Origin of the sequence: Paenibacillus sp. BR1-192 (assembly GCF_029542445.1) — a bacterium.
GTDB lineage: Bacteria > Bacillota > Bacilli > Paenibacillales > Paenibacillaceae > Paenibacillus_AQ > Paenibacillus_AQ lautus_A.
In genome coordinates this window covers 4,173,248-4,187,467 of the sequence record NZ_CP120718.1, presented here as the reverse complement: position 1 = coordinate 4,187,467, position 14,220 = coordinate 4,173,248, and the positions used below count along the sequence as shown (strand labels likewise).

The following is a 14,220-nucleotide window of genomic DNA, read 5'->3' as shown; positions in this document are numbered from 1 at the left end:
TGCAAAGCCAATGAACGGTAAGTCATGATGAAAGTTTTGCGAATGAAGTTGGTCGTTTCGACCTTCTAACGCATGAATTATTTGTTTCGAAGCAGGTAGACCAGCTTTTTATAATAGACGGTCGACTCCTTGTACTTCCTTGATTCCTCCGATACGGCCGCCAATGCTTCATATAAGGATTCTAGTCGCATGGTGAGCTGAGCGGATTCGTAATACGGCAGGCATTTCAGGGCATATTCCATAAATTCTTCATGGTGTCCATGAGCCAAGGCGAGCTGGCATTGATAAAAAAATGCGGACATCTCTTGATCCGTTGTCAGCTCTAACGATTGGAACTCTTGCATGTACTGGGTTAATAGCCCCCATTGCTTTTGAGCCGCAGCCGACTCGCAGCGGTAAATCAATAGGATCGGACGGAATTGCTCCCGTACCTCCGCCGATTCCCGTTCGAGAAGTTCCGCAAAGCGCCGGATTTCTTCCTCCGCTTTTTCATGCTCTCCCTGCATCGTCAGCATGATGATCCGGTTGTTCATGATGGTGGATAACATATTCCCCTGGTTTACCGCATACACCAGATTGGCTTCCGCCATCGACAGGGTGACTAGCGCTTCCTGATACAATCCCATCGAGTAACAATAACCGCTGTAAGCGATGTACAGATCGGTCAAGCGGTGAAATAGCCGTTCTTCATAAACCCGTCGCATCGTTCCTTCAAACACCTGCTTGGCCTGGTCGTATAACTTCAAAAAAATGCTGGCCTCCATCTTGAAGTTTTGCGTGGTCAGCCATAAATCGGTCCCTTCCCGCACATATTCGCTTAACCGGTTCGCGTGGCTTAAAGCCTCATGATAACGGTTCTTGGACCGGTAGAATTGGATTTTGTAGAAAAGCATCGCTTTTTTCGCAGGCAGCGGGAGCTCGGCTTCATCGGGGCGCCCATACTTCTCGAGGTAAAAATTCAGATAGTTCTGGTGCAGGTAATCATGGGATACCGCATCATTCACTTGTTGGTAATAAACGGCTTTCATCAAAGCTACGGTGAGCTCCACCGTTAAACAGTCATGGCGATCCGGAAGATCGTGGATACGCTCTTCTGATAGAAGCGAAGCCGCTTGGGAAAGCTCTTCAAAAATGCGATTTGCGGTCTCCAGCGTATCTTGATCGGTGTTACCTGCCTTCACCAAGTAGGAAGGAGACACTTGAAGGCGCTGCGCCAGATGCCCGGCAAGGTCTTCGGGCAATGGATATCGTTCGGCAAGGATGTTCGCAAAGTGGGCAGTGGTCACGAATCCTTCAACCAGCTCTTTGCGGGATATTCCTTTCTTCTTGCACAAGTAGTCAATGCGTTCTTTTAGCACGGTACAGGCTCCTTAATCATTGAATGGTTGGGAAGAGTATACCATGCTCGGTGTCCGCCGGCCGGAATGAACGTTTAAAAGAGGAGAAAGGTCCTAGTATTAAGATTCTGAAATAAAACGTGCTTTAGCCTCAGCCTGGGGATTAGCTGGATTTCCGGCCCGAAACGATCAATCGGTGCTTGGCCGGAAGAGTGTATGCGGGTGCGTAAAAGAGGGGAAATATCTAATGGTTGTTGGTGACCATGATTTGAGTTTTGGAGCCGATTAAGGCCATGAGAAACGTTAGCGCAGCAATGTTCTAAACAGGTCCGCGCGTTTAAGGTTAACCTGTGGTCAAGCACCGATTTCTAGGCTGAACCGCAAATCCTCCAGCTATACTCTTGTTATTCGCAAGCTGATGTTTTATATTGACATAAGAGTAGGTCAAAAAACAAAAGAGGTGAACGGACGAGATGACTCCACGGACGAAGGAACAAAACGAAGAGATCCGGCTGCGGCGTCTGGCGCAAATCCGTAAAGCCGCTGCCGATGTGTTTTTGAAAAAAGGGCCTTTACTGGAAATCCGCGATGTGGCTGCGCAGGCGGAACTCGGCTATGGAACGGTATACCATTATTACAGCAATAAGGGCGATTTGCTTCACGATCTGCTGTGGGACGCATTGGAGCGGGCCGGGGAATGGCTGGAGGTCCCGCTGAATGTCCCTCCGAAGGTCTCGCCGGATGCTCAACGGGAGGTCCCGCCGGAAATCTCGCGCGCATCTGCTTCGGGAGAGGCGCCTGTGGGCTGGCCTTTCGGCTTGGCTGCGGCGGCTGACATCGGTAATTCGGCTGCCGCGGATTCCCGCAGCGCAAGCCTCGAAACGGCTGCTGCCGCTGAGCTTGGCCCCGTCGCCGCCGCCGGCGTCCGGCTGCTGCAGCTTTGGGCGGAGGATCACGCCCTATTCCTGCTGCATAAGCTGGCCGATGAAGGCTTTGCCGCGCTGCCTGAAGCGCGCTCGGCCCCGCTTACGACCGCCTTTCGCCGAGAGGTGCTTGTGCCGCTTGCCGCGCTGCTGGAAACCGGGCGGGCGGCGAACGAGGCTGCCGCTTCCGGCGCAAACGCGGCGGAGCCGCCGTATCGGCTGCAGCGCGCGGAAATGCTGCTGGCCGCCTTGGTCGGCTGCGCCTCGCTCTCGCTTCGCCGCGGAAAGCTGCACGAGGAGGCCATGGATATCGTGCGGTTTTTAAAACTATAGAGCTGATAAGGAGCGAATAAACATAGATGATCATTTTAAAATCACCTAAGGAAATCGAAGAGATGAAGCCGGCGAGCCAAATCGTTGCGGACTGCTACCGTGAGGTGGCCAAACTGATCGAGCCCGGGATCACCACCCGGGAGATCAATGACTTTGTTGCCAGACACATCACCAAGCTGGGCGGCAAGCAGTTTACGAAAGGGTACAACGGTTTCCCCGCCGAAACCTGCACATCGGTCAACGATGTGGTGGCCCACGGCATTCCTTCGAACCGGGCGCTGATGGATGGGGACCTGCTGAAGCTCGACATCGTCGTGGAATACGGCGGATGGTTCGGCGATTCGTGCTGGTGCTATCCAGTGGGCAATATCCGGCCGGAGGCGCAAAACATAATGAAGGTGGCAAAGGAATGCCTGGATCTGGGGATCGCCCGGGCACTCCCCGGGGGCCGGCTTGGCGATATAACGTCGGCGATTCAACAGCATGCGGAAGCGAACGGGTTCTCGGTCGTACGGGATCTGCTGGCGCACGGGATCGGGCGGAGCCTGCACGAGGAGCCGAACTATGAGCATGTCGGCATAGCCGGCAAAGGCATTCGGTTAAAGGAAGGCATGGTGTTTACGATTGAACCGATGATCAACGAAGGTACGTTCCGCATCACGATCGACGACGATCAGTGGACGGCGAGAACGGCCGACGGCAAGCTGTCGGCGCAATATGAGCATACGATCGCTATCACGAAGGATGGACCGCTGATTTTAACGGCCCAGTAAGCTTTTTTTACATTCTTTTGTCTACTAGGTTGCTGGGTAGGTGTGGGATCGGGAGAACTCGTCATCTCGTTGTTCGAACCTGACACAAAGGAAATCGAATTTGTTACAATAGAGGGAAGCGAACGAACTTTGTATCATCCAATCGGGCGAGGTGAAAATGATGATGGCTCACGTTAGGAGCACGACCGTTCAAGTGGTTAAATCAGGCTCCGGGCAAAGCTGCACGGAAATAACGGGCAGAGAAATTGTTCGGAGCCTACTTCCAACATGAATTAGCCGCTGTTATATTTGTGCAGGCTTTGCTCACTATTTACACGATTCCATGTAGATAGGGGCAAGGGGTATGAAATACGAAAAAGCACAACATATTTTGCCGGAACACGTAATCAAAACCATTCAGCAGTATATTGATGGAAGTTATATTTATATTCCCAGAAAGTCGGAGAACCGCAAGGGCTGGGGAGAACAAACCGGAGCCAAGCGAGATCTGGACGAGCGGAATCGGAACATTTTCAAGTGTCATATGAAGGGCGATTCCATTCGTACCTTGTCTGAACGTTATTATTTAACGGAGCAATCGATACGAAGAATTATTCGGGCCGAACGAAGGAAAAGTTAGAATGCAGCGATATTTGAAGGATCGGTGGCGATCTTCAGATATCGCTTTTTTATGGGTGTGTGATCCTGTTTAAGGCAGAAACAAACATAAACTTGAGAACCACGCATGAAGAAAGTAAGTTTAGGAGAGATATTCTAGACGAAGGAAGTGCTATAACGGTGATGACGCAAAACATTTATGATGATGAAGGATTCTTTCAGGGTTACAGCCAATTAAGTCGTTCCGTTCATGGCTTGGACGGCGCTCCCGAGTGGGAAACGCTGCGATCGATGCTGCCGGATCTGAGCGGTGCCAGCGTTCTTGATTTAGGCTGCGGGTTCGGCTGGTTCAGCCGATGGGCGAGGGAGCATGGCGGCGCCGAGAAAGTGATCGGAGTTGACGTGTCCGAGAATATGCTGGAACGGGGGAAGGCCGAAACGCAGGACTCCAACATTAGCTATATCAAAGCGGATCTGGAGACGTTGGAGCTGGATTCTGAAAAGTATGATCTGGTGTATAGCTCGCTCGCTTTTCATTATATTGAAAACTTGCAGGGCCTCTTAAAGGAAGTGCACCGTTCACTTAAGCCCGGCGGAAGCCTGGTATGCTCCGTCGAGCATCCGATATACACGGCTTCAAGCCGTCCCGAATGGATTCAGCATCCCAGCGGGCATCAAACTTGGCCGGTTGATCATTACCAGCAAGAAGGACCGCGTACAACGAATTGGCTTGCCGAAGGCGTAATTAAGCAGCACCGGACGATGGGCACCTATCTCAATATCTTGATCGGGCTTGGCTTTACCATAACTCATGTTGAGGACTGGGGTCCTTCTGAGGCACAATTGGCGGCACATCCCGAATGGGAGGAAGAAGGTCACCGTCCGATGTTTATGCTGATGTCGGCCAGAAAGTAGCAGAGACCGAGTTTTTTGCTTAGCAACAGGGTTATTTGTGGTAAAAATCGGACAGCGGCCGGGACATTCGTCTTGGCCGTTTTGATTTCATGCATCAATTGCTTCGGAATGATTTACCAAGTTAAGGAAAAGCATTAAAATAGAGGCTGACGGTACTCACCATACCAATACATAACAGCGAGGTAACCCTATGGACATTACATTGAAAGTTTTGGATAACGCAGACCTTAAACGTATTTGGAAAGATGCATTTGAACAGCAAAAAATACAACGCTCGGATGAGTATTATGATCGTTGTGAATTTGAAAACCAAATCGGCATACGCATCACGTTGTTGGCTTTTGTACAGGGTGAGCTGGCCGGCGTATCGCATTTGAAATATGAGTCGGCTTATCCGTATTTTCGGGATCAGAACATTCCGGAAATCAATGATCTGAACGTGTTTCCCGAGTATCGAAAAAACGGGATCGCCAATCGGATCATAGAAGAATTCGAGATCATCGTGAGCAAGAAACTGCCGCGTATCGGCATCGGGGTGGGATTATACAGGGACTATGGAGCGGCTCAAAGAATCTATGTACGGCGCGGTTATATTCCGGACGGCAACGGGATCATGTACAACAACGAACCTGTGGTGCCGGGCGACATGGTATGCGCGGATGATGATCTGAATTTGTATTTGATTAAAGAGCTGATTTCATAAAGCGGCCTGCCGCATATCGGTTACAGTTGAATGCGTGCAAGGAGAGTGGATATGAACTTCATCATTCGATTAAATATGGCGGCTGCTTTGTATGCGCTGTTCCCTTTTGCCGGGATTGAACTGATGGTCAACGTGTACCGGATTGGCAGATTGACAGGGTGGGACCTGGATCACGTGAATGCGCTGACCTTAGTCTATTGCGTTGCTGGATTCATTCTGTCGGGTTGGGGGGTTCCGAAGCTGGTCCGATATTGGTTAAACGGTCGCAAAGCAAGTTTTTTTGCTCTAATTTTATGGATTCCCTATTTCATGATGCTGGTTTACATTACGGCTGCATGGTTCCCGATCACGAATCCGGCCGACAAACCCAGCCCTGTAACAGGACTCATTGCCATAGCGGGATTGGCGCTTTACCCATTCTACTTAGCGATTCTTCATCTGTTTGGCATTGCGTCAATTTCTGTGGAACCGGGAGAAGATCCGGTCACATGAGCGATCCGGGATATACGGGAAATGAAGGATAAGCAGTTTAGTCGTTATGAAGAGGGCTAGAACAGGAGATAAGGAGATAGAACCATGAGTACAGGGTTTTCCCATTGCCTGCAAATCTTTCCGACATCTGATATCAAGAGGACAAGTCAGTTTTATGAAGAAATCGGGTTCCGTGCCGTGAACTATCTTGATGCAGACGAACCGCATGTGTGCTTATACAGGGATTCCATTGAAATCGTATTAACGATGACAGACGTGGAGGTCGTGCCGAATCGAATCCGTTACGGTTACGGGTACGATGCCTATTTTGTTGCGTATGGACTACAAGAGATCGAGCAGGAGCTCATGGAATTGAACGTGAAGATTGTCAGACCGTTAACCATGACGGATTATAACAATCATGAGCTTGTGTTTGAGGATGTGGACGGGCGCTGGATCGCCGTTGGCAACAAACAATAATCACTGAAGGATGTAAGTGAGGGACTGCATATGGTTGAAATTCTAGTTGTCAGACATGGACAGTCGGAAGCGGATATTCTGAATCGGTGTGAAGGATGGGCGGATTATGCTTTAACAGACCTCGGTCAACAGCAAGCACGACTGCTGGCGGATTGGATTCATCATGCATATGCGTTGGATGCGATTTTTTCCAGCACGCTTCAGCGGGCCAAGCAGACCGCTATCATGATCGCTAAAACGACAAAAGTACCCGTTACCTATGATCCTGATTTGATGGAGCAAAATAATGGGGTTATCGCGGGTATGTTAAGGGAAGAGGCTTTGATAAAGTACCCTCTGCCCCTGGGCGGAAGGAAGCGGCATGATGCCATTAAAGGCGGAGAATCTGAAGTGCAGCTCAGAGCAAGGGCCGAGCAATTCATGTCCAAGCTGTTTACTACCTTCCATAACGAACCCGAGTTGAAAAGCGTCTGCATTGTTTCTCACGGCGGGATGATCTCGATGTTATTTCGGAGCTTCTTGAATCTTCCTTATCATACCGACATTCATGTCCCGACAGGAGATACGGGTCTTCATCTGTGGAAATATGACCCGGCAAGCGGGAGAAAGGTTATTGCGGCTACGAATTTGCAGGAGCATCTGAACGTCGAACAATGAGCTCGGTTGATTACAATGCCTATATTGTATATTCCAAAATGATATGAATCGGAACCTTAGGAAGGTTAATGGATTTATGAAATCTAGGAACATTTATATGAATTCTATCGTGTGACCAATTAGTCCCGTTTCAGCGTTGATGCTGTTTCGGGATTTTTTATAGGTTTTTAACAAAGTTCTACATCATCTTAAATATTATTCACAGTTCAGAGAAACTTTTTTACCAAAATTTACGTCTAATAGTATGACCTCATTAAAATATCAAAAAGGATTAGAAGGAGTTATGGAATGAAACTGAAGAAACGATCATTGCTAACCGTATTGGCTGTTGCCCAATTGGCCGCAGCTTATCCGGCGAGCGCGGATGCCAATGCCGCAGACCAAACGCAACCGTCAGTCACCCAAGAAGTGTATGAGCAAAATTCAGCGGCAACGAAATCACTAAAATCCGGGGGTACAAACGCTTCAGGCGCTGCTCAAGAGACATCCGATACGACAGAGACAGAAGGAACTCAAGCGCCGGATGAAGCAGGAACCACTGAAACAGGTACAACCGAAACAGGAACGACCGAAGTGCCGGTGGAGGAGTCCGGTGAAGTCCAAGATCCGGGAACGACTACGGTAGGGCAGGATAACCAGAATAACACGCCATCCGTGACGGGCAAGGAACTTATTCTTTATTTTAATAGCACGAAGATGGTTCAAGACGGCGTTACCTACAATGCACCGCAGCCGATGCAAGTCAAGAAGGGAGTATCCTATGTTCCCATCCGTGCCCTTGTGGATCGTGTAGGCTTCAAGGTCACTTACGATAAGAAGACCAAAGAAACGATTATCACTAAAGGAAGCAATGAGCTCCGCTTCAAAACGGACAGCAGCAAGTATACCGTCAACGGCGTAACCAAAACTATGAAAGGCACCTCTTACCAAACCAAGAGCACCTTCATGGTTCCGCTGACAGCCATCACGCAAGCGCTGGACATTCAATATAAAGTGGACAATGTTGGCAAGCGCGTCATCATGAGTCTGGAAAGCAAGCCGGTTGCCAAGTTTACGGTAGGACCTAAAGAGATCTTTGCAGGGCAGACTACAGTCACCTATACACCTCAGGTTGAGAATGTACAAGGTGAAATCATCGACGAGCGTTGGGAAGGCAAGCAAGATATATTTGATGCGCCAGGTCAATACATAGTCACTTACTCGGTTCAGGATTCGACGGGAGCTTGGAGTGAACCATACAGCCAAACGATTACGGTCGTTCAGCCGAACCTTCCGCCTGTAGCCATGTTCGAAACCGACAAGATGGAATATAAAATGGGCGAGCTGATCACCTATACGGATCAAAGCTACGACGACCAGGACAAGAACGAGGACCTGACGTACAAGTGGGAGAACAAAGAATATGCCTTCTTCTCGCCTGGCGTGTATACCATCAAGTTGACCGTCACCGATAAGAAGGGACTTAGCTCCTCCTACGAGACGACCATCAACGTAACGAACGAGACGTTGTATGAGCAAGACGACTTCAATATGCTGTTCATTCCGGAAGGAGAGAAATTCTCGTTCCTCGGCAATGTCACTTCGCGTCCGAAGATCAATTATGATTTTTACGACGAGCCAAGCACGCTGATCCGCAGTAACAGCCCGGAAACCGTAAACAGCGAGGGCATCGTGTATCAAGAGACAGCGGTAGGCGACATGCGCTTCATGATTCACCACGTGAACAATCTGAACAAAAACGTGAAGATGTACGTGATTGCAACTAACAAGAACAGTACCCCGGTAACGCTCAGACAAGATTACCTGGGATTTGCAGGTCCATCGCCGATCGCGACGGCAGCAGGCAAAAAGTCCGTGCTGAACTATTTCCAATCCATGCAGGACGATTCGAAGCGAACTTCCGTAACGCTTGCACCTGGCGAACAGAAGCTGGTCATGACGGAGCTGAGCGAGATTCGAATGAAGCAGGGGCATGTCATTTCCCTGTACTCGGACATGTATAGCGACCTGCCGATCCAGTTCGACGTCGTAATGATTGACGAAAAATCCGATCCGTTGAAGGTGCTGAGCACGCTGCCGATCCTGGATCGCGATGGCGTTCATAACCGCGGCACCTATCCGGATTCGACGCGGATCATTCGTTATTCCGAGCTGGTGGGGGCAGAATCCCAGCGTCTCGTTCTTGGAGACAACCAGGATGACCCTAACCTGCAAGGCATGGATCCTATGGTTGGAGACATTACGCACAATACCGGCAACTTCGGGGTCCTGTATAAAATCACGCTGGATCGCGTAGCGCCGAATACCCTGATCTCGTTTAACCCGCGGGGCGGCAAGTACTCGGGTTATGCCATGATGAACGGAACGATCGTACCGATTTATTCCTTGGGCCAGGTATCCCCAGGAGAGCAAGCGGTTCTCTACCGTACAGGCGATTTTGAGCAAAAGGTTGAAATCATGCTGACGGCTGCGCCGGGAAGCAATTTGCCGGTAAACCTGCTGTTTACCCAATTGCCGGAAGTGATTCATTAAGATTGGAAGGATAAAGGCTTTGCGACTTGAGCTTCTGCTTGAGGAGCGAAGCCTTTTCTTTAGAGCGTATCCCGTCGACGAGACGCGCTGAGTTGAGTTCAAAGGTACATAAGCAGGCGGGAGCATGGATCGTCATTCTCTATTTTTTAAGAGCGTGATGATTTATAATAGGGACACAACACAATATGAGCGTTCAACACGGCCTTTTTCTATGATAGCGTGAAAGTCGTACGGGATTTTAGATGTAATCGTTGAGCTTGCTGACGGATATATAAAACTTTGGAGTGATGGCTTGTGGTTAAAGCGGTGGATGTACCCTCCTGAAATAGAACGATTTTATTTTAGGAGGGCAAATAAATGAATTTCCATACCATTGATATCGAGCGGTGGAACAGATTGCCGTATTTCGAGCATTACACAAACGTAAATCAATGCACCTACAGCATGACTGTCGACACGGATATCACGCTGTTGCTTCAAGCACTGAAGATTCGGGGGTATAAGCTTTACCCGGCTTTTATTTACATGGTGACCCGGGTTGTCAATGAACGCGCAGAATTCAAAACCTCGTATAGCCCAGGGGGGCAGCTGGGGTACTGGGATTCCATGACGCCGAGTTATACCTTTTTTCACAAGGATGATCATACCTTCTCGAGCTTATGGACTGAATTTGCGAACGATTTTGATCGATTCCATGATCTATATGAGCAGGACATGGAACGTTATCGGGATGTCAAAGGGATCTTCGTTAAGGAGAATCCACCGCCCAATACGTTTCCCATATCCATGATCCCCTGGGCAAGGTTTAGCGGGTTCAACCTGAATATTGCCCATGATAAAGAATATTTGCTGCCGATCATCACGGGCGGCAAATACGCCGAGCAGGGAGGGCGCATGCTGCTGCCGGTTTCAATGCAGGTGCACCATGCGGTGTGTGATGGTTACCATGCCAGCATGTTCTTTCAAGCTTTGCAAAAAATGGCGGATTCCTGTGAGGACTGGCTAAAATAATGGGATGTTCGATGAATGCACAACTCGAAGTATATTAACGGGAAATGGTGCATTCATGGCATCATGAAAAAGGAGAGACGGCTGCTGCGCAGTCGTCTTTTTTTATCTAATCTAGTCACACCTTTAAGCTCGACAACTCGATGCTCCAAAAAATCCTCATAGAATCTTCACAAGTTTTGGTTAATAACATACAACCTTGGTACAAGGTAATCCTATAATCGCTAAGACCGAAAGGAGAATGTTGTATGTCACACGAATCATTTCAAAAATGCATCGAGGAATGCTTGCGCTGTATGGTAGCTTGTAACCATTGTTACACCGCATGTTTGGAGGAGCAGGATGTTGCGATGATGAAGGAATGCATACGATTGGATCGGCAGTGCGCGGATATATGTAATTTTGCGGCTCAGGCCATGTCCACGAACAGCATGTATGCCAGAGAAATATGCAGGATCTGTGCCGATGTTTGTGAAGCTTGCGGAAACGAGTGCAAGAAGCATGATGCTAAGCACTGTCAGGAATGTGCGGAAGCCTGCTTCAGATGTGCGAAGGCATGCCGGGAGATGGCGGCTTAAGCAGGGGAACGATCGAGCAGATGGACGATGCGGAGGCTCGCTATATGCTGGAATGGTCCTATAATTGGATACATGTAGACTAAGTGGGCAGATGTAGAATGAGGGGGCACCGCTGCCTGCTGGAGTGAGACTGTTATGGTGATTGTGAGGACAGCTAATGGGTGAGTCGGTGATACGTCGCAACCCCTATATTGGTGAAATCAGCCGAATAGGGAGTCGATGGGGACAGAGGCTCCGCTATTTCGCCGAAATGGGCCTATTAAGGTGATCAAGCGGACACAGGATCCGTTATTGCACCATAATCACGGACGAATCCACGCTAAATCCGACAATAGCGGATCTCTTGTCCGCATAATGCCATGAAATAGGTAAAAACAATGGAATAGCGGAACCAGTGTCCGTTAATATCACAAATCCATGGGGTTTAACAAAGCTGTACCTATGGTGTTATCCTAATTAGGAAATTGGTAATGCGACGCAACCCCTGGTGTTTTTTTTCGGTGAAATCAGCCGAATAAGGAGATTGTGAGGACAGAGGATCCGCTATTTACTGGTATCGGTAAGATATTGGACACATGCTTATAGAAGAGGCCCAGCTACTTGCTGGAAATTGCCCCAAATGGAGTCGATGGGGATAGAGGCTCCCCTATTTCGCCGAAATGGGCCTATTATGGTGATCAAGCGGACACAGGATCCGTTATTGCACCATAATCACGGAAGAATCCACGCTAAATCCGACAATAGCGGATCTCTTGTCCGCATAATGCCATGAAATAGGTAAAAACAATGGAATAGCGGAACCAGTGTCCTCTAATAACACAAATCCAAGGAGTTAACAATGCTGGATCTATGATGTTGGTATCCTAATGGATGAGTCGGTAATAAGTCGCAACCCCTGGTGTTTTTTTTGGTGAAATCAGCCGAATAGGGAGATTGTGTGGATAGAGGATCCGCTATTTACTGGTATTGGTACGATATTGGACACATGTACACAAAAGAAGGCCCAGCTACTTGCTGGAAATTGCCCCAAATGGAGTCGATGAGGACAGAGGATTCGTTATTTCACCGAAATGGAGCTCATGAGGACAGAGGATCCGCTATTTCGCCGAAATGGGCCTATTATGGTGATCAAGCGGACACAAGATCCGTTATTGCACCATAATCACGGAAGAATCCACGCTAAATCCAACAATAGCGGATCTCTTGTCCGCATAATGCCATGAAATAGGTGAAAACAATGGAATAGCGGAACCAGTGTCCTCTAATATCGGCAAATCCATGGGGTTTAACAAAGCTGTATCTATGGCGTTATCCTTATGGATGAGTCGGTAATGCGACGCAACCCCTGGTGTTTTTTTCGGTGAAATCAGCCGAATAGGGAGATTGTTAGGACAGCGGATTCGCTATTTGCTGGAATCGGAATCGGCATGATATTGGACTCATGCCGATTCCTGCCGAACTGAATGACAGGATAACAAAAAAGCTTACGCCGTTACATAACGGGTAAGCTTTTTGAATTCCAAATAGGCTTTGGATTAGTTGACCATCGAATGAATACGAGTTTACTGTACCATTTTAGTGATAAGGTATCTGTTATAGCGAGAATGACCGATTTCCGCCGTTCAAAAAAATCCCTCTCACCTAAAATGAGAAGGATTAAAATAGTTCTATGAAGCTTTAACCGAAGTCAGGAGCGTTAACTCCGATTGCTCTTGGTCGAGCTGATGGCAGCGGGAAGTTATGACAAAAGCTCCGATAGCGAATGCAACTGCAGCCCACGGCAGGTAGGCCAGGCCAATGCTGTCCACGACCAGGCTGCCCAGAAGGGAGCCGAGCGCAATTCCCATGTTGGATGCAACCGGCATGAGCGTGGAAGCGAAGTCCTTGGAGCCGGGCGAAGATTCATCTGCCAAGTCAATCAGGTATAACTGAACGGCGGTACTGAGCGCAAAGGAGAAGCAGGCGACCAGCATCAAGGATGCTAATGCCATCCACGGGAGCGATAGGGTGAGAGCCAGAGCCGTCATAATCATCGCTTGGATGGTGAAAATCACTTTCAATTTAACCCGGGAATTGCCTTGCGCTACCTTGGCGCCAAGCCAGTTGCTTAGAATCGTGAAAGCGCCGTAAGCCAGCAGGACGGTGCTGATCCATTGCTGCGGTATCCCCAGCACGTTCTCTAACAGCGGCGTGATGTACGTGTATACGATAAATACGGAGCCTACGCCGAAAACCGGAATGAAGAACGCAAGACGAATCCGTTGGTTTTTGAATAAGGCAAATTGCTGCTTCATGGAGCTTACGCTAATCGTATTGCTCTTGGGCATAACGGCCAACATGAACGCAAGCGGGATGATCCCCACAAGTGAAGTAACGATAAAAGCGGTTTGCCATCCAGCCATTTGGCCGATCTGCGTCCCGACGGGAACGCCCAGGACATTCGCTATGGAAAAACCTCCAATGATCCAGGCAACCGCGCCAGCCCTGCGGGAAGCGCTCATATGCTCGCTGGTCGCGGCAATGGCCAGCGACAAGGTCAATCCGCACAGAATGGCGGTGATGATGCGAATGAACAGCATGACAGGATACGTGGTGGCGAAGATGGTCAAGTAATTAAACACCAACACCGCAATGTACGCTGACAGGATGGTAACATGCCGTGGAATGCGTCCGAGCAGCGTCACTGCAAAAGGCGTTCCGAGCGCATAAGCGATAGCAAAGCAGGATACGAGGACACCTGCAGCCGCAAGCGAAATGCTGAGAGTTGCGCTAATGTCCTTCAATAATCCAACAATGACGTATTCGGTGGTACCCAGCACAAAGGCTGCAAACGTAAACGCGATAATAAAAATGGTTTCTCTCAATCTGGTCATGGTTGTCTCTTCTCCTGGTTTCTCTTTTTGTATGGTTCGA

Annotated in this window: 13 protein-coding genes; 11 read left to right on the top strand and 2 right to left on the bottom strand. The window is 49.0% G+C overall.

Features of this window, described 5'->3' with window-relative positions; all coding sequences use genetic code 11:
- Positions 1 to 77: 77 nt before the first annotated feature.
- Entirely contained in the window at positions 78 to 1,358 is a 1,281-nt protein-coding gene (locus tag P0X86_RS18560) for an XRE family transcriptional regulator (protein ID WP_192571556.1), read from the bottom strand.
- 452 nt (positions 1,359 to 1,810) lie between these two features.
- Between P0X86_RS18560 and P0X86_RS18555 the strand changes: the two genes are divergently transcribed.
- The 11 genes from P0X86_RS18555 to P0X86_RS18505 all read left to right on the top strand — a co-directional run bounded on the left by P0X86_RS18555 (position 1,811) and on the right by P0X86_RS18505 (position 11,307).
- Positions 1,811 to 2,593 (top strand): TetR/AcrR family transcriptional regulator, encoded by a 783-nt coding sequence (locus P0X86_RS18555; RefSeq protein ID WP_277746156.1) that lies wholly within the window; start codon positions 1,811 to 1,813, stop codon positions 2,591 to 2,593.
- Positions 2,594 to 2,619: 26 nt separating this feature from the next.
- Positions 2,620 to 3,366 carry a type I methionyl aminopeptidase gene (map, locus tag P0X86_RS18550; protein WP_213578953.1) on the top strand — a complete coding sequence of 249 codons (747 nt, stop codon included), beginning with the start codon at positions 2,620 to 2,622 and terminating at the stop codon, positions 3,364 to 3,366.
- Between the two features lie 343 nt (positions 3,367 to 3,709).
- A complete protein-coding gene (locus P0X86_RS18545; protein ID WP_015735839.1) occupies positions 3,710 to 3,985 on the top strand; it encodes a CD3324 family protein in 276 nt (91 codons plus the stop codon).
- Positions 3,986 to 4,146: 161 nt separating this feature from the next.
- Positions 4,147 to 4,878, top strand: coding sequence for a class I SAM-dependent methyltransferase (locus P0X86_RS18540; RefSeq protein ID WP_277749060.1), 732 nt, complete (start codon positions 4,147 to 4,149; stop codon positions 4,876 to 4,878).
- Between the two features lie 190 nt (positions 4,879 to 5,068).
- The gene (locus P0X86_RS18535) at positions 5,069 to 5,581 is read left to right on the top strand and encodes a GNAT family N-acetyltransferase (protein ID WP_096774138.1); all 513 of its coding nucleotides are present in this window, start codon (positions 5,069 to 5,071) and stop codon (positions 5,579 to 5,581) included.
- 51 nt (positions 5,582 to 5,632) lie between these two features.
- Positions 5,633 to 6,073, top strand: coding sequence for a hypothetical protein (locus P0X86_RS18530; protein WP_192571558.1), 441 nt, complete (start codon positions 5,633 to 5,635; stop codon positions 6,071 to 6,073).
- Positions 6,074 to 6,157: 84 nt separating this feature from the next.
- Complete coding sequence (locus P0X86_RS18525) at positions 6,158 to 6,532, top strand: VOC family protein (protein ID WP_277746155.1); 375 nt, start codon at positions 6,158 to 6,160, stop codon at positions 6,530 to 6,532.
- Between the two features lie 30 nt (positions 6,533 to 6,562).
- Positions 6,563 to 7,189, top strand: a complete 627-nt coding sequence (locus P0X86_RS18520) for a histidine phosphatase family protein (protein WP_277746154.1) — start codon at positions 6,563 to 6,565, stop codon at positions 7,187 to 7,189.
- Between the two features lie 288 nt (positions 7,190 to 7,477).
- On the top strand, positions 7,478 to 9,721 hold the full coding sequence (locus P0X86_RS18515; protein ID WP_192571561.1) for a stalk domain-containing protein: 2,244 nt from the start codon (positions 7,478 to 7,480) through the stop codon (positions 9,719 to 9,721).
- A 357-nt stretch (positions 9,722 to 10,078) separates the two neighbouring features.
- Entirely contained in the window at positions 10,079 to 10,732 is a 654-nt protein-coding gene (gene catA / locus P0X86_RS18510) for a type A chloramphenicol O-acetyltransferase (protein ID WP_277746153.1), read from the top strand.
- Positions 10,733 to 10,977: 245 nt separating this feature from the next.
- Positions 10,978 to 11,307, top strand: coding sequence for a four-helix bundle copper-binding protein (locus tag P0X86_RS18505; RefSeq protein ID WP_015735831.1), 330 nt, complete (start codon positions 10,978 to 10,980; stop codon positions 11,305 to 11,307).
- 1,667 nt (positions 11,308 to 12,974) lie between these two features.
- Here P0X86_RS18505 and P0X86_RS18500 read toward each other — a convergent pair.
- The gene (locus P0X86_RS18500; protein WP_213578948.1) at positions 12,975 to 14,180 is read right to left on the bottom strand and encodes an MFS transporter; all 1,206 of its coding nucleotides are present in this window, start codon (positions 14,178 to 14,180) and stop codon (positions 12,975 to 12,977) included.
- Positions 14,181 to 14,220 lie beyond the last annotated feature (40 nt).